Source organism: Camelimonas abortus (assembly GCF_042432745.1).
In the GTDB taxonomy this organism is placed as follows: Bacteria; Pseudomonadota; Alphaproteobacteria; order Rhizobiales; family Beijerinckiaceae; genus Camelimonas; species Camelimonas abortus.
In genome coordinates, this window is record NZ_JBHLWR010000004.1 from 164953 (window position 1) to 184127 (window position 19175).

At 70.9% G+C, this 19175-nt stretch carries 15 protein-coding genes; 10 read left to right on the forward strand and 5 right to left on the reverse strand.

The genetic code is table 11. The annotated features are described in order from the left end of the window. Positions 1-22 precede the first annotated feature (22 nt). The 5 genes from urtE to urtA form a co-directional block, all read right to left on the reverse strand. Positions 23-712 (reverse strand): urea ABC transporter ATP-binding subunit UrtE, encoded by a 690-nt coding sequence (gene urtE, locus ACFFJB_RS00990; protein WP_376828796.1) that lies wholly within the window; start codon positions 710-712, stop codon positions 23-25. A gap of 117 nt (positions 713-829) precedes the next feature. Continuing rightward, positions 830-1579 (reverse strand): urea ABC transporter ATP-binding protein UrtD, encoded by a 750-nt coding sequence (urtD, locus tag ACFFJB_RS00995; protein WP_376828798.1) that lies wholly within the window; start codon positions 1577-1579, stop codon positions 830-832. 15 nt (positions 1580-1594) lie between these two features. Further along, positions 1595-2845: an urea ABC transporter permease subunit UrtC gene (gene urtC, locus ACFFJB_RS01000; protein WP_376828800.1), complete on the reverse strand. Its 1251-nt coding sequence runs from the start codon at positions 2843-2845 to the stop codon at positions 1595-1597. Between the two features lie 87 nt (positions 2846-2932). Continuing rightward, positions 2933-3859, reverse strand: coding sequence for an urea ABC transporter permease subunit UrtB (urtB, locus tag ACFFJB_RS01005; protein WP_376828802.1), 927 nt, complete (start codon positions 3857-3859; stop codon positions 2933-2935). 198 nt (positions 3860-4057) lie between these two features. Next, complete coding sequence (urtA, locus tag ACFFJB_RS01010) at positions 4058-5323, reverse strand: urea ABC transporter substrate-binding protein (RefSeq protein WP_376828804.1); 1266 nt, start codon at positions 5321-5323, stop codon at positions 4058-4060. 455 nt (positions 5324-5778) lie between these two features. Between urtA and ACFFJB_RS01015 the strand changes: the two genes are divergently transcribed. The 10 genes from ACFFJB_RS01015 to ACFFJB_RS01060 all read left to right on the forward strand — a co-directional run bounded on the left by ACFFJB_RS01015 (position 5779) and on the right by ACFFJB_RS01060 (position 19164). Then, positions 5779-9336 carry a hybrid sensor histidine kinase/response regulator gene (locus tag ACFFJB_RS01015; protein WP_376828806.1) on the forward strand — a complete coding sequence of 1186 codons (3558 nt, stop codon included), beginning with the start codon at positions 5779-5781 and terminating at the stop codon, positions 9334-9336. Continuing rightward, positions 9302-10213, forward strand: a complete 912-nt coding sequence (locus ACFFJB_RS01020) for a response regulator (protein ID WP_376828808.1) — start codon at positions 9302-9304, stop codon at positions 10211-10213. The genes ACFFJB_RS01015 and ACFFJB_RS01020 overlap by 35 nt, the downstream gene beginning before the upstream one ends. A 598-nt stretch (positions 10214-10811) precedes the next feature. After that, positions 10812-12911 (forward strand): autotransporter outer membrane beta-barrel domain-containing protein, encoded by a 2100-nt coding sequence (locus ACFFJB_RS01025; RefSeq protein ID WP_376828810.1) that lies wholly within the window; start codon positions 10812-10814, stop codon positions 12909-12911. After that, a complete protein-coding gene (locus ACFFJB_RS01030) occupies positions 12908-14494 on the forward strand; it encodes an autotransporter family protein (protein WP_376828812.1) in 1587 nt (528 codons plus the stop codon). The genes ACFFJB_RS01025 and ACFFJB_RS01030 overlap by 4 nt, the downstream gene beginning before the upstream one ends. Positions 14495-14662: 168 nt before the next feature. Continuing rightward, positions 14663-15415, forward strand: a complete 753-nt coding sequence (locus ACFFJB_RS01035) for a SapC family protein (protein ID WP_376828814.1) — start codon at positions 14663-14665, stop codon at positions 15413-15415. Beyond that, positions 15415-16056 carry a GNAT family N-acetyltransferase gene (locus tag ACFFJB_RS01040; RefSeq protein WP_376828815.1) on the forward strand — a complete coding sequence of 214 codons (642 nt, stop codon included), beginning with the start codon at positions 15415-15417 and terminating at the stop codon, positions 16054-16056. Before ACFFJB_RS01035 ends, ACFFJB_RS01040 begins: the two co-directional genes overlap by 1 nt. Continuing rightward, positions 16053-17654 (forward strand): AMP-binding protein, encoded by a 1602-nt coding sequence (locus tag ACFFJB_RS01045; RefSeq protein ID WP_376828817.1) that lies wholly within the window; start codon positions 16053-16055, stop codon positions 17652-17654. The genes ACFFJB_RS01040 and ACFFJB_RS01045 overlap by 4 nt, the downstream gene beginning before the upstream one ends. Continuing rightward, the gene (locus tag ACFFJB_RS01050) at positions 17651-17908 is read left to right on the forward strand and encodes an acyl carrier protein (RefSeq protein WP_376828819.1); all 258 of its coding nucleotides are present in this window, start codon (positions 17651-17653) and stop codon (positions 17906-17908) included. Before ACFFJB_RS01045 ends, ACFFJB_RS01050 begins: the two co-directional genes overlap by 4 nt. Further along, positions 17895-18836, forward strand: a complete 942-nt coding sequence (locus tag ACFFJB_RS01055; RefSeq protein WP_376828821.1) for a cytochrome P450 — start codon at positions 17895-17897, stop codon at positions 18834-18836. Before ACFFJB_RS01050 ends, ACFFJB_RS01055 begins: the two co-directional genes overlap by 14 nt. Beyond that, positions 18811-19164 (forward strand): cytochrome P450, encoded by a 354-nt coding sequence (locus ACFFJB_RS01060; RefSeq protein ID WP_376828823.1) that lies wholly within the window; start codon positions 18811-18813, stop codon positions 19162-19164. Before ACFFJB_RS01055 ends, ACFFJB_RS01060 begins: the two co-directional genes overlap by 26 nt. The last annotated feature ends 11 nt before the right edge of the window (positions 19165-19175 follow it).

Below are 19175 nucleotides of genomic sequence, written 5' to 3' on the forward strand. Positions count from 1 at the left end.
TTTGCGGTCGAAAACAGGGGGGTCACACCGACAGGAAGCGTTCGACCGCCGCGGCGTCGACGCTTGCGCGCGGCGCCTCGTGCACGAAGCGGCCGTTGTCGATCACGACGATGCGGTCAGCCACGTCGAGCGCGAACGACAGCACCTGTTCGGAAACCAGGATGGAGAGCCCGCGCGCGTCGCGCAGCTGCTTCAGCGTGCGGGCCATGTCCTTGATGATGGAGGGCTGGATGCCCTCGGTGGGCTCGTCCAGCAGCAGCGTCTTCGGGTTGGACGCGAGCGCCCGCGCGATGGCGAGCTGCTGCTGCTGGCCGCCGGAGAGGTTGCCGCCGCGCCGGCCGCGCATCTCCCACAGCACCGGAAACATGCTGTAGAGATCCTGCGGCGCCTCGCGCTGGCCGGTGACGGTGAGGCCGGTCTCAATGTTTTCCTGCACCGTGAGGGCGGAGAAGATCATGCGCCCCTGGGGCACGTAGGCGACGCCCGCCGCCACCCGCTGGTGCGACTTCAGGCCGTTGAGCCTGGTCTCCCCCACCATCATCTCGCCCGACATGGCCGGGATGATGCCCATCAGGGTCTTCATCAGCGTGGACTTGCCCATGCCGTTGCGGCCCATCACGGCGACGATTTCGCCGGGCGCCAGCTCCAGGTCGAGGCCGTGCAACACCTCCGAGGCGCCGTAGCCGGATCTGAGTTGCGAGATCTTCAGCATCGCGAAGGCTCCTTTCTGGCGGGCGCCGTCCCTGCGGCGCCCGACCGGCCTGCAGACGCAATTCCGGCGTCGATGCGAGGCGAATCCTGAAAAACCAGACAGTTGGCCGGGGCGGGATCAGTGCCCGAGATAGACCTCCGCCACCTTTGGATCGGCCTTGACGTGGGCCAGAGAGCCCTCCGACAGGAGCTTGCCCTGGTGCAGGACGGTGACGCGGGTGGCGATGTCCTCCACGAAGCTCATGTCGTGCTCGATGACGATGACGCTGCGGTCCTGGATGATGCGGTTGAGCAGCTCCGCCGTCTTGCGCCGCTCGGCCACGGACATTCCGGCCACCGGCTCGTCCAGCATCAGCAGCTGCGGGTCCTGGATCAGCAGCATGCCGATCTCGAGCCACTGCTTCTGGCCGTGGGAGAGCAGGCCCGCCTTCTTCTCCAGGTCGTTCTCCAGGAAGATCTGCTCCGCGATCTCGTGGATGCGGTCCTTCACCTTCTGGTCGCGGCGGAAGGCGAGGGCGCCGAACACGCCATGCCCTTTCGGATAGCTGATCTCCAGGTTCTCGAAGACGGTGAGGTCCTCGTACACGCTCGGCGTCTGGAACTTGCGCCCCACGCCGGCGTGGACGATCTGGTCCTCCCGCATCCGCCGCAGCTCCATGCCGCGGAACATGATGGAGCCGCCGGTGGCCCTGGTGCGGCCGCAGATCAGGTCCAGCACCGTGGTCTTGCCGGCGCCGTTGGGGCCGATGATCACCCGGCACTCATTGGGCTCGATGTACAGGTTCAGCCCGTCCACCGCCCTGAAGCCGTCGAATGAGACCGTGAGGTTCTCGACCGTCAGGATGAAGTGCCCGTTGGCTTCGGACATGGCGCGCTCCTCCGGTTAGCGGGCTGGGGTGGCGATCGCCGGCATGCCGGCGGCGACGTTTTCGGCGCTGTCCGGAGCGGCGGGCGCGGCTCCGCGCGGCACCGGGGCGGGCGCGCCGCCGGAGGGCGGGGCGCCGGCTTCAGGGGTCGCGGGCTTCGCCCTGCGGCGGAACAGCGGCTCCACGCGCTCCACCCACAGGCCGGCCAGGCCGGACGGGAAGGCCATGACCACGGCGATGAACAGCGCGCCGAGGCCGAACAGCCACAGCTCCGGGAAGCTCTCCGAGAACGTGGTCTTGGCGAGGTTCACCAGCAGAGCGCCATAGACCGCGCCGATCACCGACAGGCGCCCGCCCACGGCGCAGAAGATCACCATCTCGATGGAGGGCACGATGCCCACCATGCTCGGCGACATGAAGCCCACCTGCAGGGTGAACAGCGCGCCGCCGACGCCGGCGAAAGCGGCGGCGAGGCAGAAGACGAAGGTCTTGAAGGCGGCGACGTCGTAACCGGAGAAGCGCACCCGGTCTTCCTGGTCGCGCATGGCGATGAGGATGCGGCCGAGCTTGCTGTGCTGCACCAGCAGGGCGGCGACCACGCACAGCAGCAGCAGGCCGGCGCAGACGAAGTAGAGAATGGTCCTGGCGCTGTCCGGACGGATGTCCCAGCCGGCGAGGGTGCGCAGGTCGGTGATGCCGTTGACGCCGCCGGTGTAGCCCTGCTGGCCGATGATCAGGATGGTGGCGATGGCGGCGATGGCCTGGGTGATGATGGCGAAATACACGCCGCCCACGCGCCGCCGGAACATGGCCGTGCCGATGACGAAGGCGAACAGCGCCGGCAGCGCCACGATGGCGACGAGGGTGAAGGCGAGCGAGTGGAACGGCTCCCACCAGAAGGGCAGGGCGGTGACCTGGTTCCAGTCCATGAAGTCCGGAATGCCGGGGGTGGACTGGATCTTCGTCGCCTCGGGCGTGGAGGCCTCCAGCTTCAGGAACATGGCCATGGCGTAGCCGCCAAGGCCGAAGAACACGCCCTGGCCGAGCGAGAGAATGCCGCCCATGCCCCAGCACAGCACGAGGCCCACGGCGACGAAGGCGAAGGAGAGATACTTGCCGAACAGGTTGAGACGGAAGGTGTCGAGGCCCAGCGGCAGCACGACGAGCAGCAGCGCCGCGAGAATGGCGAAGCCCCAGACCTGGCGCCTGACGGCGGCGTCAGGAGAAGCGGCGCCAGCTGCGACGGCGGTGGAGATGGGCGGGCTCATGACGGTCTCCTGCAAATTTCCGGGCGACGGGCGTTGCGTCAGCTTCTGGGGCGCGGGGCGGGCGCCGGGCCCGCCCCGCGGCCGGGATCACTTGCGCAGCCTGAGGGAGAACAGGCCCTGCGGGCGCATCATCAGGATCGCGACCACCGCCAGCAGGGTGATCACCTTGGCCATCGAGCCGGAGAGGAAGAACTCGAGGATCGACTGCGCCTGGCTGATGGTGAAGGCGCTGGCGATGGCGCCGAGCAGGCTGGCCGCGCCGCCGAACACCACCACGAGGAAGGTGTCGACGATGTAGAGCTGGCCCGAGCTCGGCCCGGTCGAGCCGATCATGGTGAAGGCCGACCCGGCGACGCCGGCGATGCCGCAGCCCAGCGCGAAGGTGAGGCGGTCGGTGCGTTCGGTGTCGATGCCGACGGCGCCGGCCATGACGCGGTTCTGCACCACGGCGCGCACCTGCCGGCCCCAGGAGGAGCGGAACATCATCACGCCCACCAGGATGGAGATGGCCACGGCGATGCCCATCACCAGCAGGCCGTTGAGCGGCGCCTCGATGCTGTCGGACAGGCGCACCGAGCCCATCATCCACTCGGGCATGGTGACGCCGACCTCGCGCGCGCCGAACACCGAGCGGTAAACCTGCTGCAGGATCAGCGACAGGCCCCAGGTGGCCAGCAGCGTGTCCAGCGGCCGCCGGTACAGGTGGCGTATCAGCGCCCATTCAACCGCGGCCCCCAGCGCCCCGGTGACGGCGAAGGCGCAGACCATGGCGATGGGGAAGTAAAGGTTGAACAGCGTCGGCGAGGCGTTCGCGGCCCAGTTCGAGACAAGATAGGTGACATAGGCGCCGAGAATCATGAATTCGCCGTGCGCCATGTTGATGACGCCCATCTGGCCGTAAATGATGGCCAGTCCCAGAGCCATCAGCACGAACACCGAGAACAGGATCAGGCCAGAAATACCCTGCATGGCGAAAATCGACGCCAGTTCGGTAATGCTGTATTCGCCAAACATTGTCCGTCTCCAGTACGGGCTCTGGCGGCGCGTCCCGCGAACGGCCCCGGCCGGCGGCCGGGACGACGCGCTGCGTGAAACGGATGAAAGCGGTCCGGCGCCGCCGGGCCAGGCGGGCCGCGCCGCGCCGGCGGGGCGCGGCGGGCGTCGCGTTCCGCAGCCCCGGCGTCCGGCCTGCGCCGGAGCGCGGGCGGCGTCTTACTGGTAGCCTTCCGGGAAGGGGTTGGGCTCGATCAGGTCGGGCGTCTCGTACACGACCTCGTACTGGCCGTTGTCGAGGGCGCGGCCGACGCGGGTGCGCGACCACAGGTGATGGTTCTTGTGCACCCGGATGACGCCCTCGGGCGCGTTGGTCATCTCCAGGCCCGGCGAGGCGGCCCGCACCTTGTCGACGTCGAAGGAGCCGGCCTTCTCCACCGCCATTTTCCACAGCCACGGACCGAGATAGGCCGCCTGGGTGACGTCGCCGATCACCATGTCGTCGCCCCACATCTTCTTGAAGGCGGCGACGAACTTCTTGTTGGCCGGGTTGTCCAGGCTCTGGAAATACTTCATGCAGGCGTAGACGCCCCTGACGTTCTCGCCGCCGATGCCGCGGATCTCGTCCTCCGTCACGGAAATGGTCAGGATGACGGGCTTCTCCTTCGACGGGTCGATGCCGGCGGCGATCAGCTGCTTGTAGAAGGAGACGTTGGAGCCGCCGACGACCACCGCGTAGATGACGTCCGGCTTGCGCAGCTTGATCTTGTTGATCACGCTGTTGAACTGGGTGTGTCCGAGCGGATAGTACTCCTCGCCCACCACCTTCAGGCCGAGCTTGTCCTCAATGTGCTTGCGGGCGATCTTGTTGGACGTGCGCGGCCAGATGTAGTCCGAGCCGAGCAGGTAGAAGGTCTTGGCGCCCTTGGTCTTCGTCACCCAGTCGATGCCGGCGATGATCTGCTGCGTCGCCTCCTGGCCGGTGTAGATGACGTTGGGAGACTGTTCGAGACCTTCATAGAAGGTGGGGTAGTAGAGCATGCCGTTGTTCTGCTCGAACACCGGCAGCACCGCCTTGCGCGAGGCGGAGGTCCAGCAGCCCATCACCGCCGGCACCTTGTCGTTGACCAGCAGCTTGCGTGCCTTCTCGGCGAAGGTCGGCCAGTCCGACGCGCCGTCTTCCTGTATGTACCTGATCTTGCGGCCGAGCACGCCGCCCTGGGCGTTGATCTGCTCGATCGCCAGCTTCTCGGCCTGCACCGAGCCGATCTCGGAGATCGCCATGGTGCCGGTGACCGAGTGAAGGATGCCGATGGTGACGTCCCTGTCGGTGACGTTGAGGCCGGTGGTGTTGACCTTCGCGGTGGGATAGTCCTCCGCCCTGAGGTTCTTCGGCATGAACAGCGAGGCGCCGACAGCTGCGCCGCCGAGCATGAGCGCGCGGCGCGACAGGCTGAAGCGGCTGTACCTGGTTTCGTCGGACATGGTGGCTCCTGCTACGCTGGTTCAGGAGACGCCGGCATAGGCCGCCGCGCTCCGGGGAAAGGCTGCTCCCCGCCACGGGCCGCATGGCCCTTCGGCTGGAATGTCCCGATGCTGCAGAAGTCCGCGGCGCGGCGGCATACGTGAAATTGCGTAGCAGGCCGGGCCAGCTCGGCCGGCCTGGTCGCCGGCGCCTGAAATGCAGGCGGCCGTGGCTGCGCTGAACGCGTTACAGAAACTGGCGCGGCGGCCGGCGCCGGGGGCCGCATCGCGCCGGCGCGCGCCATCCTTGCGGCGCCGTGCGCAAATGTTCGGCGCTGGCGTGCCATGCGCAACAGTTACCCTCGGAACGGAATCGGGCCCGCCGGCCGCGGCCCCGGGCCGCGCGTGCGGAAAAGCGCGCGCCGGCGCGCGCGCGCCTGCGCGGCGGCGCCACGACCGGAAAGACACAACACGACATGCTTCAGGACGGTGGCGGCGCGGGGGCCGCCCGGGCGACGCAGATTGCGGACATGACGGGCCTGTCGCCGGCGGGCGCGGCGGCCGGGTCCGCCGTTTCCGCGCCGGGGCGCCATGTCGCCGGCCCCTCCGCCGGCCGCCAGGCCCGGCTGCGCTATTCCAGCGCCACCCGCGAGCGGCGCCGCTACAACCGCTGGGTCGCCGACGAAACCATGGAGGATTTCGCGCTGCGCTTCACGGCGCGGCGGGCGCGGCGCTGGAGCGCGCGGCGCGTGGCGGTGACGGCCTTCGGCTCGGTGAGCTTCCTGGCGCTGGAGGCGATCGGCGCGGCGCTCACCCTGGCCTGCGGCGCGATGGTGGCGGTGAGCGCCATCCTGACGGTGAGCGTCATCCTGTTCGTGCTCGGCCTGCCGGTGTGCCGCGCCGCGGCGCGCGCCGGCGTCGACGTGGACCTGCTCACCCGCGGGGCCGGCTGCGGCTATCTCGGCTCCACGATGACCTCGCTGGTCTACGCCGGCTTCACCTTCATTTTCTTCATGCTTGAGTCGGCGATCCTGGCGGAGGCGCTGCGGCTGTTCTTCGGCGTGCCGGTCTGGGCCGGCTTTCTCGCCGGGGTGCTGGTCATTTTCCCCATCGTCGCCGGCGGCGTCAGCCGCATCTCCGCCTTCCAGGCCAGAACGCTGTGGCCGTGGCTCATCCTGCATCTGGCGCCGTTCGCGGCCGTGCTGTGGGCCGGGCTGCAGCCGGACAGGGCCGAATGGCTGGGCTGGCCGGCGCGCGACCAGGGGGCGTCGCCCGTCGCCCTGTTCGGCGCCGCCTGCGGCGTGCTGTTCGCCCTCGTCGGGCAGATCGGCGAGCAGGTGGACTATCTGCGCTTCCTGCCGGAACCGCGGAACGCCTGCGAGCGGCGCCGCTGGTGGGCGGCGCTGCTGGGCGCCGGGCCCGGCTGGATCATTCCCGGCGCGGTCAAGCTGCTGCTGGGCTCGCTGCTGGCGGTGATGACCGTGCGCATGACCGGCGTGGCCACCGCCGACCCCTCGGCGCTGTATCACGTGGCGTTCATGGCGCTGCCGGCGCCGGCGGGGGCGGTGGCGCTGCTCACCGTCAGTTTCGTGGCGCTGTCCCAGATCCGCATCAACGTCACCAACGCCTACGCCGGCTCCATCACCTGGTCCAATTTCTTCGCCCGGCTCACGCGCAGCCATCCGGGGCGGGTGGTGTGGCTGGTGTTCAACGTGGCCATCGCCTTCATCCTGATGTGGGCCGGGGTGCAGGAGACGCTGGAGCGGGCGCTGCTCATCTACGCCCATTTCGCCCTCGCCTGGATCGGGGCGGTGTTCGCGGACCTGGCCGTCAACCGGCCGCTGAAGCTGGCGCCGCCCGGCATCGAGTTCCGGCGCGGCTATCTCTATGACGTCAATCCGGTGGGCGTCGGGGCCATGGCGGCGGCCGGGGTCGCGGCGCTGGTCGCCGCCAGCGGCCTTGCGGGCGAAATGGCCCGGGCGTTTTCGTCATTCATCACGCTCGGCGCCGCCATCATCGCCGCGCCGCTGATCGCCTGGGCGACGCGCGGGCGCTTCTATCTGGTGCGCCGGCCTGAGCCGGAGTCCGCGGCGGAAGCCGCCTGCTTCGTCTGCGACTATGTCTTTGACCGCGAAGACCTGGTGCACTGCCCGTTCTATCGCGGGCCGGTGTGCAGCCTGTGCTGCTCGCTGGACGCCGCCTGCCATGACAGCTGCCGTCGCGGGGCCCGCGTCGGCGCCCAGACCGAGCGGCTGCTGCGCCGCCTGCTGCCGGCGCCGGCGTTCCAGATGGCGCGCTCGCTGGTCGGGCGCTTCCTCATCTTCACGGCCATCGCCGCGGCGGTGATGGCGGCGCTCACCGCGGCGCTGGTGGAGGCGGCCGGCTCGCCCGACTTCAGCCGCGTGGCGGTGATGGCCTTCTGCCTGGCGCTGATCTGCGCCGGCGTCGGCATCTGGCTGCTGCTGCTCACCAACGACAACCACATGAAGGCGGTGGCGGAGATGCGCAGCCAGAGCGCGCGGCTGCTGCGCGAGATCCGCGCCCACCGCCGCACCGACGCGGCGCTGCGCGAGGCCAGGGAGCGCGCCGAGGCCGCCAGCCAGGCCAAGTCGCGTTACATGGCCGGCATGTCGCACGAGCTGCGCACGCCGCTCAACGCCATCTACGGCTTCGCCCAGGTGCTGGAGCGCAGCAGCCAGCTGCCGCCGGACAGCCAGGCGGCGGTGCGCGCCATCCGCTCCTCCTCCGAGCATCTGGCCGGGCTGATCGAGGGCCTGCTGGACATCTCCAAGATCGAGGCCGGCAAGCTGACGCTGAACGTCGATCTGGTGGACATCAACGCCTTCCTTGACCAGATCCGCCGCATCTTCACCGCCAGCGCCGCGGAGAAGGGCATCCGCTTCGCCGTCGTGACGGAGACGCCGCTGCCGCAGCTGGCGCGCACTGACGAAAAGCGCCTGCGCCAGATCCTCATCAACCTGTGCTCCAACGCCGTGGCCTACACCAGCGAGGGCTCGGTGACGCTCTCCGTGCGCTACCGCAATGAGGTGGCGCGCTTTGAGGTGGCGGACACCGGCCCGGGCATTCCGCTGGCGGAGCAGGCGAAGATCTGGGACCCGTTCCACCGCGGCGTCGCCGCGCGGGCGCGCCATCCCGGCTCCGGCCTTGGCCTCACCATCACCCGCCTGCTCGTCGACGTGATGGGCGGCGAAATCACCCTGGACAGCGCGCCGGGCAGGGGATCGCGCTTCGTCGTGCGGCTGATGCTGCCGGCGGAGGCGAGCGCCGCCCGCGACGAGACCACGGTCGCGGCCGCCGCCGTCCAGCCGGGCGCGCCGGCGGAGGGCGCGCCGGTGGAGGTGCTGGCGGTGGACGACGATCCCGCCCAGCTCGCCCTGATGCGCTCGCATCTGGAGCCGCTCGGCTTTCGCGTGCTCACCGCCGGCAGCGCCGAGGAGGGGCTGGCGCTGCTGGCCGGGGCGCAGCCGCGACTGTTCCTGCTCGACATCGACCTGCCCGGCATGGACGGCTTCGAAATGGCCCGGCGCCTGCGCGGCCTCGGCTACGCCGGCGCGCCGGTGCTGTTCATCACCGGCCACGCGCGCGAGGCTGATCCGGACCGCGAGGGCGACGGCCACGCGCCGGAGGGGTTCCTGGTGAAGCCGTTCCGCCTCGACGACCTCACCGCCCGCATCGCCCGCCTGCTCTCGCCGGAAGAGACGGGCGAGCGTCACGATGCGCACGCCACGCCGGCGCCCGCCCCGGGGCCGGAAGCCGCCGGCCAGGACCGGACGGGCGCGCGCCGTGGCGCAGGGCGGGGCGGCGCCGCCTCCGTCCGGGAGCTGCTGCGGCTCGCCGAAGAAGGGCGGGCCACGGCGCTGCGCCGGGCGCTCGCCCATCCGCCGGCCTGGCTGGACCGGGCGAGCCTCGACCGCATCCATGCGGCGCTGGACGTGTTCGACCTGCCCGCAATCGCGCGCCTTCTCAGGGAACGCCGACATGAATCCGCAGGACCTGACCGTTCTCGTCGTTGACGACGATCCGGGGGCGCTGGCGGCCATCTGCGCCACGCTCGAGCAGGCCGGCTGCTCGACGGTAGTCGCGCGTGACGGCTACGGCGCCCTCGACATCGCCGCGCGGGTGACGCCGGACATCATCCTGCTGGACGCGGTGATGCCCGGCATCGACGGATTCGAAACATGCCGGCGCCTGCGCGAGCGGCAGGCCGGCGCCGACGCGCCGGTGATCTTCATGACGGGTCTCGGCGATCCGGCCGACGTGGTGCGGGGCCTCGCCGCCGGCGGGGTCGACTATGTGGTCAAGCCGGTCAATCACGACGTGCTGCTGGCGCGCATCACCATTCATGCGCTGAACGCGCGGCGCATGCGGCTGGCCGCCGGCGCGTTGGACCGGGCCGGCCGGCCGGTGTTCGCCGCCCGCGCGGACGGGGAGGTGGTGTGGGCCACCCATGAGGCGGCGCGGCTGCTGGCGGACGACGCCTGCGGCCAGGGCGAGCGGCGGCGCCTGCAGGGGGCGCCGCTGGCCTGGCTGGCCACGGTGGCCGGGCGGCCGGTGTCGGAAGCGCCGGCGCTGCGCCACCGCGACCGGCGCTTCACCTGCCTTGGCCGCGGCGGCGGCGGCGAGATCATCGTGCAGGTGGAGGTCGAGCATGAAGGCGACGCGGTTGCGCGGCTGCAGTCGCGGTTCGGCCTCACCGTCCGGGAGGCGGAGACGCTGCTGTGGCTCACCGCCGGCAAGACCAACCAGGAGATCGCCGAGATTCTTGGCATGTCCCGCCGCACCGTGGACAAGCATCTGGAGCAGGTGCTGGTGAAGCTCGGCGTCGACAACCGCACCGCCGCCGCCCTGACCGCAGACCGGTTCCTCGACCACGCCCGCCAGCCGGCGTGACGCCGGCGCCACGCGGGCGCCCCCTGCGCCGCCCATCCTGCGCCCTGCCACGGCCGCGCGCGCCGCATCATCCGTCCAGAGCGCCGCGCGCCGTCACGGCCGCAACCGTCCGCGCGGCCTGGCCGCCCACGGCGCTGGCCGGCGGTCGCGGCCGCGCGCCGAACGTCCTGCGACACGCAACGTTTCCATAACGCCTCCGCGCCGCCAGGCCCCTTGGCCCGTACCGGGGACGGCGTGACCGCCGGTCCGCGCCGGCGGGGACCGCTGGCCCGCCGCCCAGGTCGTTGGCGCAACATGACTTTTCTGTATTTTACCTCTAAGGAGATGCCAGATTTTCGCAGCCAAACAACCGAAAAAATACGTAAAAATTTCGGTTCATATTGGCATATTCCGCGAAAAATACCGGTCATGACAGAAACGTGATGATCGTTTTTCAGGTGTTTCCGCCTAGGTTGACGGACGTCTTGCGACAATCATGTCGATGACATTTGCGGCGGAGCGAATGCGGGAGCCGGGTGGAAACGGGCTCCGCGTCACGCATGGCCGCGCACCAGGGGGCAAGAGAATGTTGCGTCACTTATGGACGGCGAGCGCCCCCATGAAACGGGTCCTGCTCGCATCCTCCGCATTGTGCGGCCTTGCCGGCGTCGCCGGAGCGCAGGAGGTGCGCTGGACCGGAAACGGTCTCGACAGCGAGTGGGAAAATGCGGCGAACTGGAATCCCGCCCAGGTCCCCGGATACGACGACACCGCCATTATCGGAGCCGGCGACGCCAGCTTTCCGGCGCTGAACTTCGGGCCGGGCGCGGCGTCTGTACCGGAGGCGTCGCAGATCATTGTTGGCCCTTCCGGCGCCGGCGGCCGGATCGACGTTACGTTGACGGCGCAGAGCGGCGATGGCGTCTGGAGCAGTCTGGGCAACGACAGGGTAGTCGTCGGCCAGGACGGCGGCGCCGGCGTCATGAACATATACCTGCCGACACAGCAGGAGGACATGTACGCCGTTCTCTTCCTCACCACGACCGGCGACGAAAACAGCCGCGTGTCCGTCGGACATGGCGCCGGCTCCACCGGTGTCGTCAATATCTTTCAGGCGGGCAAAAATCCCGGGCTCCTGACGTTTCCGGGGACCGGCGTCTTCACCTCCCGGCTGACCGTCGGCGGCGAGGGCGGCGACGGCGAGATCAATGTCGACGGCGCGTTTGTCGCGGCGGCTTACGGCGTCCCGGGCGTCGACGGTTACGCCGTCGCCGTCGGCGACGGTCCTGGCTCCCGCGGCGTGGTGAACGTGCTGTCCGGCGGAAAGGTTGCGTCCGGCGTCGGCGTCTCGCTTGCGGATCCTTTCCTGCCGCCTGTGCCCGCAACGACGGTCATTGGCGCCGACGGCGGCGACGGAACGGTGCGCGTGACGGATGGGAGCGGCGTGTCCTTCGCTGGCGGGCTCGTGGCTGGCGCCGGCGCTGGCAGCGCCGGGCGGCTCAACATCCTTTCGGGCGGCAAGGGGCTTTCCTATTCGCTGCTGCTCGGCAGCGACGTTCCGCGCGAGACGGTGGTCGGCTATGACGGCGGCTCCGGCGAGATCACCATTTCCGGCCAGGACTCCCGCCTGCTGGTCGGCGGCGTGAGCGCGCCATACGCTGTCGAGCCTGATGAACGGGCGGACGGCTCGACCGGAGATCTCCATGTCGGACGCGGCGGCGACGGCCTCGTCGTCGTCAGCGACGGGGGCTCCCTGGAGGTCGGCCAGGTGTCGGTTGATTTCGACTTCTCGCAACCCGGCATGGCGAGCGCGTCGGTGACCCCCAGCGGCATGATTTTCATCGCCGACGGCATCGGCGCCTCCGGCGCGGTGGTCATCGGCGCGCGCGCCGGCGAAACGCCCGCGGCGCCGGGCGTCATTAAGGCGGCGGGCGTCGCCTTTGGCGCCGGCGACGGACGCGTCGTGTTCAGTCACACCGATACCGGTCTGGATTTCGACCTGCGCCTCAGCGGCGAAGGCGCCATCGAGGTTTATGCCGGCGAAACCTGGATCAATGTCGACAACCGCCTGCCGTTCACCCGGACGAAGCGGGTTTTCGATCGCGACACATTTAGCTTTGACGACGAGGCCGACGGTCCCTATCCGGGCTTCAGCGGCCAGGCGCGGCTGTTTGGCGGCGCGCTGGGCCTTGGCCACGATGGCGCGATCGGCGCCGCGTCCGTCGAAGCCCTGGGCGACAGCGCCCTGCTCTATGGCGCGGGCGTGCGCATCGTCAATGAGGTCGCCGTGGCGGAGGGCGTCACGCTTGGCCTTGGCGTGGCCGCCGGGGCCAGCGCCACGCAGGCGGGCGCCGTCAGCGGCGCCGGCGCGATCGAGAAGCGCGGCGCCGGCGCGCTGACCCTGACCGGTCCGAACGGGCTCACCGGCGAGGCGCGCATCGCGGAAGGCGTGCTGGCGCTCGCCAGCGACGGCGCGCTGGCCAGCGCGGCGCGCGTCGTCGCCAGCGCCGGTTTCGACATCTCGGCGACGGCCGCGGGCGCGGCGATCCGCAGTCTCGCGGGCGGCCCTTCGGCCTGGTCACCCTTGGCGACCAGCGCCTTGAGATCACCGCGGCGGCCGACCGTTTCGACGGCGAAATCCGCGGCGCGGGCGGCGTCAGCGTCACCGGCGGCGTCCAGACCTTCGGAGGCGCCAACAGCTACGCCGGCGACACGGTGACAGGCCCGGGCGCGACGCTGCGGGCGGCGGCCGCCGGCGCCTTCAGCCCCGCCTCGCATCATCAGGTCGCCAGCGGCGGCGCGCTCGACCTCGCCGGCTTTGACCAGACCGTCGGCGCCCTCTCCAACGCCGGCTCCGTCCTCTTTGGCGGCGCGCCGGGGGCGACGCTCACCGTGGCGGGCGATTACGCCGGCCTTGGCGGCGCGCTCCACATCAACACCGTGCTGGGCGACTCCAGCTCGGCGACCGACCGGATGGTGGTTGAAGGCGCCACCAGCGGCTTCTCGCTTCTCTCCGTCACCAATGTCGGCGGGTCAGGCGCGCTGACCACCGGCGACGGCATCCAGGTGATCGAGGTCAGGGGCGCCTCGGCCGGTACGTTCGCCCTGGCGCAGAGGCTCGCCGCAGGCGCCTATGAATATGCGCTTTACCAGGGCGGGACGACCACGGACGACGGATCCTGGTACCTGCGCTCCGTCTATGAGGGCGGTGGCGGCGGTGGCGGCGGCGGTGGTGGTGACGGTGGTGGTGGCGGCGGCGGTGGTGACGGTGGCGGCGGCGGAGACGACCCTGCGCCTGTTCCGCTGCCGAACTATCGCGCCGAAGCGGCGCTGGCCATGGCCGCGCCAGTCCTCGCCAGCCAGTTCGCCACCAGCATGCTGGGCTCCTATCACGACCGGGCTGGCGGCCGGCTGGTCACGCCGTCCGGCGCCGACGGCGGCGCCTGGGCGCGCGTGTTCGGCTTCTCCGGCGACAAGGGCGACCGCGCCGGGACGCCCGGCCGGAGTCTGGCGCGCTTCCTCAGCCATGGTCCGGCCGTGGGCGTCGATCTGGGCGGCGTCCAGGCGGGCGTGGACCTTCTGAGGATCGCGGCCCCGCACGGCGCGACGGCGCGTTTCGGCACCTTCATCGGCGCCGGCCGCGTGCGCGGCGACGTCGGCGGCGTCTATCTGCCGCGCGCCGGCCGCAGTGACAGCGACTTCTACGCCGTCGGCGCTTATGGAACGCTCATCGGCGCCAGCGGCTGGTATGTGGACGCGGTCGCCCAGGTCTCCTGGTCCGCGAACGAAAGGGCGGTCTCCGTGTACGGCGTCAGCTACGGGGCCGGCAGCCGGACGCTGAGCGCCTCGCTGGAGGGCGGCTATCCCTTCGCCCTTGGCGGCGGCTGGAGCATCGAGCCGCAGGCGCAGCTGATCTATCACAACATCCAGGTCGACGACGTGGCGGACCGCTACGGCTGGGCGCATTACGCCAGCGTCAACGTCGGCATCGGCCGCATCGGCGCGCGCCTCGCCAATGAATGGACGGACGGGTGGGGGCGGCGCACGCAGCTGTGGGCGCGCGCCAGTCTCTTGCGGCAGTTTGGCGATGGCGGCGACGTGGAGTTCCGCGCCTATGACCAGGCGGCCGGCGTGCGGCTCTCGCCCGGGGCCGGCGCCACATGGGGCCAGGTCTCGGTTGGCTTCAATACCGTCATCACCGCCAACGCCGCTGTCTTCGCCTCGCTCGACTATGAGAAGTCTTTCGACGGACGCAGGTCGCAGCGTTACGGCGGTCGCGCCGGGCTGCGCGTCAGCTGGTGAGGCGCCGCCGGCGCGGCGCGGAACGCGGGGCCCCGCCGCGCGTTTCGCCGGCGCAGGGCCGTGTCGCCACGGGCCATCTCGCCCGGGTCAATGTCGCCAGGGAGCGGCGGCGGACGGTCCGCCGCCGCAAAACCGCTTCCGGCGGTCAGAAAGGACACGGGGAAGATCATGTCGCCGCCGCTCTATCACCAGCTGACACCGCTGTGCGCCGACCAGCACCGGCAACTCGGGCTGCTGCCCGCCAGCGACGTCGCGTTCGCGCGCGAGGCGACGGCGATTCCCGTCGGCGTCAGCGAGTTCGCCGCCATCGGCCGGCATCTGCCGATTGTCTTCGCCGGCTCCGGCGTCCTGAGCCCGGTGGTCATCACCGGCCTGCGTCCGGGAGAGAACCTTCTGGTGGATGGAGCCGGGCGCTGGCTGGGCGGCGTTCACGTTCCCGGCTGGCTGCGGCGCTATCCGTTCCTGCTGGCCTGGCCGGACGGCGCCGGCGCCGATCCGGTGCTGGCCGTCGACATGGCCTGCAGCCGCATCAGCGACAGCGCGCCCGCCCGCCAGCGCCTGTTTGACGACAGCGGCGAGGCCGCCGCGCTGGCGCGCGAGGCGGCGGCGATGTGCGCCGGCGCGCATGACGAGGAGCAGCGCACGCTGGCCTTCGTCCAGGCGCTGCAGGAGGAGAAGCTGCTGGTTCCCGGCCGCAGGGAATACGCGTTCCCCGGCGGCGCGACGCGCACGGTGGACGGATTTCTCACCATCGACGCCGCCGCCCTGCGCCGGCTGCCGGACGCCGTGGCGACGCGCTGGTTCCGTAGCGGCCTGCTGGACGCCGCGCTCATGCAGACCCTGTCGCAGCAGTGCTGGCCGCTGCTGGGGGAGCTGCTGCTCGCCCGCGTCGGGCGGGCGGCGCAGGGGGAGGCCGCCTGATGACCCGCCGTCCGGTCGTCGTTCCCGTCAGCGCCCGCCCCGCGCCCCCCGCGGCCGCTCCGCCGCCGGCGCCGCGCGGTTTCACCGGCGGCCCCGTGTCGCTCGTCTCCGGGCCGTTTGACCTGCGCAGCCTCACCCCCGCCGACGTGACGGACGACATGGTCTCCTGGTTCAACGACGACGTCATGACGCGCGGGCTCAACCTGGGGGGGCTCGCCTTCACCGTCGACAGCCTGCGCCAGATGGTCGCCCGTTTCGACAACTGGCGCCATTTCATCACCGGCATTTTTGAACGCGCGTCAGGCCAGCTGATCGGCTTTTACACCATCGACGTCGATCCCGCGCACAATGTCGGCCAGATCACCACGGGCATCGGTCGCGACGAATACCGGGGTCGCGGCGTGCTGTGGGCGACGATCGACGTGCTGCTCGACGATTTCTTTGACCGGCGCGGGCTCGACAAGATGTCGGCGCGGATCGTGGCGCGCAATTTCCGCATGCTGTTCAACTTCAAGGACACGCCGCGCTTCATTCTCGAGGCGCGCCTGCGCCAGGAATGCCGCGCGCCGGATGGCCGGCGGGTCGACATTCTCGTTTTCTCCGCCTTCCGCGGCGTGCCTCCGGGAGCATTTCCGCCATGACCGCCATGCCCGCCACGCTCGTGGAAGCGCTTGAACAGGCGGCGCGCTCGTCTGAAGGCCTGCGTTTTTTTGACGCCCGCGGCCAGGAGGCCGCCCTCCTGTCTTACCGGGAGCTGCGGGAGGCGGCGCTGCGTCTTGCGCCGCGTTTCGCCGCCGCAGGGCTGCAGCGGGGAGATTTCGTCGGTCTGGTCGCAGAAACCTCGCCGGATTTCATCCGCTTCTTTTATGCCTGCCAGTATGCGGGTCTGGTTCCGTGTCCGCTGCCTTACAGCATGTTTCCGGGGGGGCGCGCCGCCTGCGCCGCGCGCATCGACGCCCTGGCCAGGGCGGCGTCGGCGCGCGCGGTGATCATGCCCGCCGCCCTCAGGGCGGCCGGTATCGGCGACCACTCAGGGCAGGCCGCCGCCTGGCGCGCATTCTCCTGGGACGAGATCGACGCCCTGCCGGCCGCCGGCGCGCCGCAGCCGGCCGGGCCCGACGACCTGGCCTACGTGCAGTTTTCCTCCGGCTCCACGGCGGAGCCGAAGGGGGTGCTGAACCTGCAGTCCGCCGTCTGCGCCAACGCCGCCGCCATCGTCCGCCACGGCCTGCGCCTGCAGCCCGGCGACCGCGCCTTCTCGTGGCTGCCGCTGTATCACGACATGGGCATGGTCGGCTTTTCCATCGCGCCCATGTTCGCGCCGTGCAGCGTCGACTGTCTGGCGCCGGCGGCCTTCGCCCGCCGGCCCGAGTTGTGGCCGGCGCTGATGGGGGCATGCGGCTCCACCATCACTTACGGGCCGCCTTTCGCCTGGGGGCTCGCCGCCGGCCGCCTGCGTGACCGCGCCGGGGAGCTGCGCCTTGACCGGCTGCGGGTGGCCGGCGTGGGCGGCGACATGGTGCGGATCGACCTGCTGGACGCCTTCGCCGCGGCCCTGGCGCCGGCCGGCTTCCGCCGCAGCGCCTTCGTGCCCAGCTACGGCCTCGCCGAGAGCGTGCTCGCCGTGACCTTCGCGCCGCTGGACGCCGGTCCGCTGACCGGCGACGGGCAGGCCGTGAGCTGCGGCTTTCCGCTGCCGGGGCACGAACTGCGCGTCGCGGACGCCGCCGGCCGGCCGGTGGGCGCGGGAGCGGAGGGGCGGATCCTGGTCCGCGGGCCGAGCGTCGCCCGCCATGTTCTGGCCGGTCCGGGCCAGGCGCTGGCGTTGCAGGACGCGGAGGGCTTTCTCGACACCGGCGACATCGGCCGCATGGACGCCGACGGGCTGCGCGTCACCGGCCGCGCCCGCGAGGTGATCATCCAGCGCGGCCGCAACCTGTGGCCGCGGGACATCGAACTGCTGGCCGAGCGCGCCGCCGGCGTCCGCCCGGGCGACGTGGCGGCGTTCGGCGCGCCCAACGGCGTGGACGACGACGTGGTGACGGTGATCGAAACCGGCGTCCGCGACCCGGCGCAGCGCGACGCCATCCGCGTCGCCGTAGCGGCGGCGCTGGCGTCCGCCCTGGGGATCGCCGCGCGGGTGGCGCTGGCGCCGCCGCGCGGCCTGCCGGTCACCTCATCGGGAAAAGTGGCGCGCGCGCAGGCGCGGCGCGTCTGGCTGGAAGGAGTTTATGAATGACGCCGGAGGTTTCGCCCCAAACCCTGGAGACGCTCCGGGACATTGTCGCCGGCGCGCTGTTCCTGCCGCGCGAGCATGTGGACCTGGACGCCCGTTTCAGCTCCATCGGCGCGCTGGACAGCCTGACCTTTGAGCTGATCACCCTCGAGATCGAGCGGCATTCCGGCCGCGAGATCGATCCGGTGCGCGTCATGGAGGTGGAGACCCTGCGCGACCTCGCGGCCCTGCTGGAGCGCGCGGATGCAGGACAGTGAACAGGTCTGCGGCCTGCTTTACGATCTGGCGCGCGCGCGCAACGGCCAGAACTGCTTCATAACGCTGAACGGCGTGGAGGTGTTTCTGGTCCAGTCGCCGGCCGGCGCCGACCACGTGTTGCGGCGCAACGCCCGCAATTACGTGAAGAACATGGCCTGGTTCCGCCGCACCCTGGGCGCCTCGCGCTTTTCCGAGGACGGCGAGGCGTGGGAGGCGCGGCGGGCGCTGACCCAGCCGGCGTTCAACCGCTTTGACCGGGAGCACGCGTTCGCCGTGGCGACCGGGCGGGCGCTGGTCACGCTGCGGGCGCTGGCGGAGGCGGGCGCGCGCGGCGCGCAGCGGCTCAGCGACGACGCCCTGCGCGACCTCACCGCCGACATCCTGCTGCGCAGTTTTTTCGGCCGCTCCCTCGCGGAGAGCGGCGTCGACATGCGCCTGCTGGCCGAGGCCATGACCTTCGCCTCGGAATATTCCTTCATCCCCGAGGGCGAAACCGGCCGCCAGTTCCGCGACCGGCTGCCGGAGCTGCTGCGCAGCCGCCGCCAGGTGCTGGAGATGATGCGGTTTTTCCGCAGCCCGGCGCTGGACGGCCAGCCGCTGGCGGAGCGCCTGCGCGAGGCGGACCGGGAGCGCCGCGCCGGCATGGTGCTCGAGCATGAGATGATCACCTTTCTCGCCGCCGGCTCCGAGGCTTCCGCCGCGACCATCGGCTGGGCGACATGGCTGCTGGCGCGCTATCCGCAGCTGCAGGAGTCGCTGCGGGAGGAGGCGCCGCCTTCTGGCGCGCGGCTGTCCGGCCGGGGGCGGCGCTGCGGCGGGCGCATTGGCGAAGCTGGCGCAATGGCCCCGCTTCGGGCGGTTCATCAGCGAAACGCTGCGGCTTTTCCCGGTGACGCCGATCTTGGCGCGGCTGCCGCTGGCCGATGACGTCATCGGCGGACAGCCGGTCGCCGCCGGCCAGAACGTGCTGGTCTCGCTCATCGGCGTCAGTCACGCCGGGCGGTCGCCCGCCGATCCCTGGGCGCCGGATCTGGAGGCCGCTGGCGGACGGCCGGTCCAGGGCGACGTCGCCTTTGGCCTCGGGCCCCGGGTGTGCGGCGGCAAACAGTTCGCCATGCTGGAGCTGACGGCGGTGCTGGTCGCCTTCCTGGCCAGCGCCCGCTTTACCCTGACCTCGGACGAAGCGCCGCGCTTTCGCTGGAAAACCCAGATGCTGCGCGCCGGCGGCCAGCCGGTGCGCGTCGAACTGACGTGAGGCCCCGCGCC

What these genes read in the sequence shown, in the direction of transcription:
- ACFFJB_RS01045 (WP_376828817.1), top strand. Translation starts at nt 16,053, where the DNA reads ATGACCGCCATGCCCGCCACGCTCGTGGAAGCGCTTGAACAGGCGGCG.
- urtC (WP_376828800.1), bottom strand. Translation starts at nt 2,845, where the DNA reads ATGAGCCCGCCCATCTCCACCGCCGTCGCAGCTGGCGCCGCTTCTCCT.
- ACFFJB_RS01055 (WP_376828821.1), top strand. Translation starts at nt 17,895, where the DNA reads ATGCAGGACAGTGAACAGGTCTGCGGCCTGCTTTACGATCTGGCGCGC.
- urtE (WP_376828796.1), bottom strand. Translation starts at nt 712, where the DNA reads ATGCTGAAGATCTCGCAACTCAGATCCGGCTACGGCGCCTCGGAGGTG.
- ACFFJB_RS01040 (WP_376828815.1), top strand. Translation starts at nt 15,415, where the DNA reads ATGACCCGCCGTCCGGTCGTCGTTCCCGTCAGCGCCCGCCCCGCGCCC.
- ACFFJB_RS01020 (WP_376828808.1), top strand. Translation starts at nt 9,302, where the DNA reads ATGAATCCGCAGGACCTGACCGTTCTCGTCGTTGACGACGATCCGGGG.
- urtA (WP_376828804.1), bottom strand. Translation starts at nt 5,323, where the DNA reads ATGTCCGACGAAACCAGGTACAGCCGCTTCAGCCTGTCGCGCCGCGCG.
- urtD (WP_376828798.1), bottom strand. Translation starts at nt 1,579, where the DNA reads ATGTCCGAAGCCAACGGGCACTTCATCCTGACGGTCGAGAACCTCACG.
- ACFFJB_RS01050 (WP_376828819.1), top strand. Translation starts at nt 17,651, where the DNA reads ATGACGCCGGAGGTTTCGCCCCAAACCCTGGAGACGCTCCGGGACATT.
- ACFFJB_RS01035 (WP_376828814.1), top strand. Translation starts at nt 14,663, where the DNA reads ATGTCGCCGCCGCTCTATCACCAGCTGACACCGCTGTGCGCCGACCAG.
- ACFFJB_RS01025 (WP_376828810.1), top strand. Translation starts at nt 10,812, where the DNA reads ATGAAACGGGTCCTGCTCGCATCCTCCGCATTGTGCGGCCTTGCCGGC.
- urtB (WP_376828802.1), bottom strand. Translation starts at nt 3,859, where the DNA reads ATGTTTGGCGAATACAGCATTACCGAACTGGCGTCGATTTTCGCCATG.
- ACFFJB_RS01015 (WP_376828806.1), top strand. Translation starts at nt 5,779, where the DNA reads ATGCTTCAGGACGGTGGCGGCGCGGGGGCCGCCCGGGCGACGCAGATT.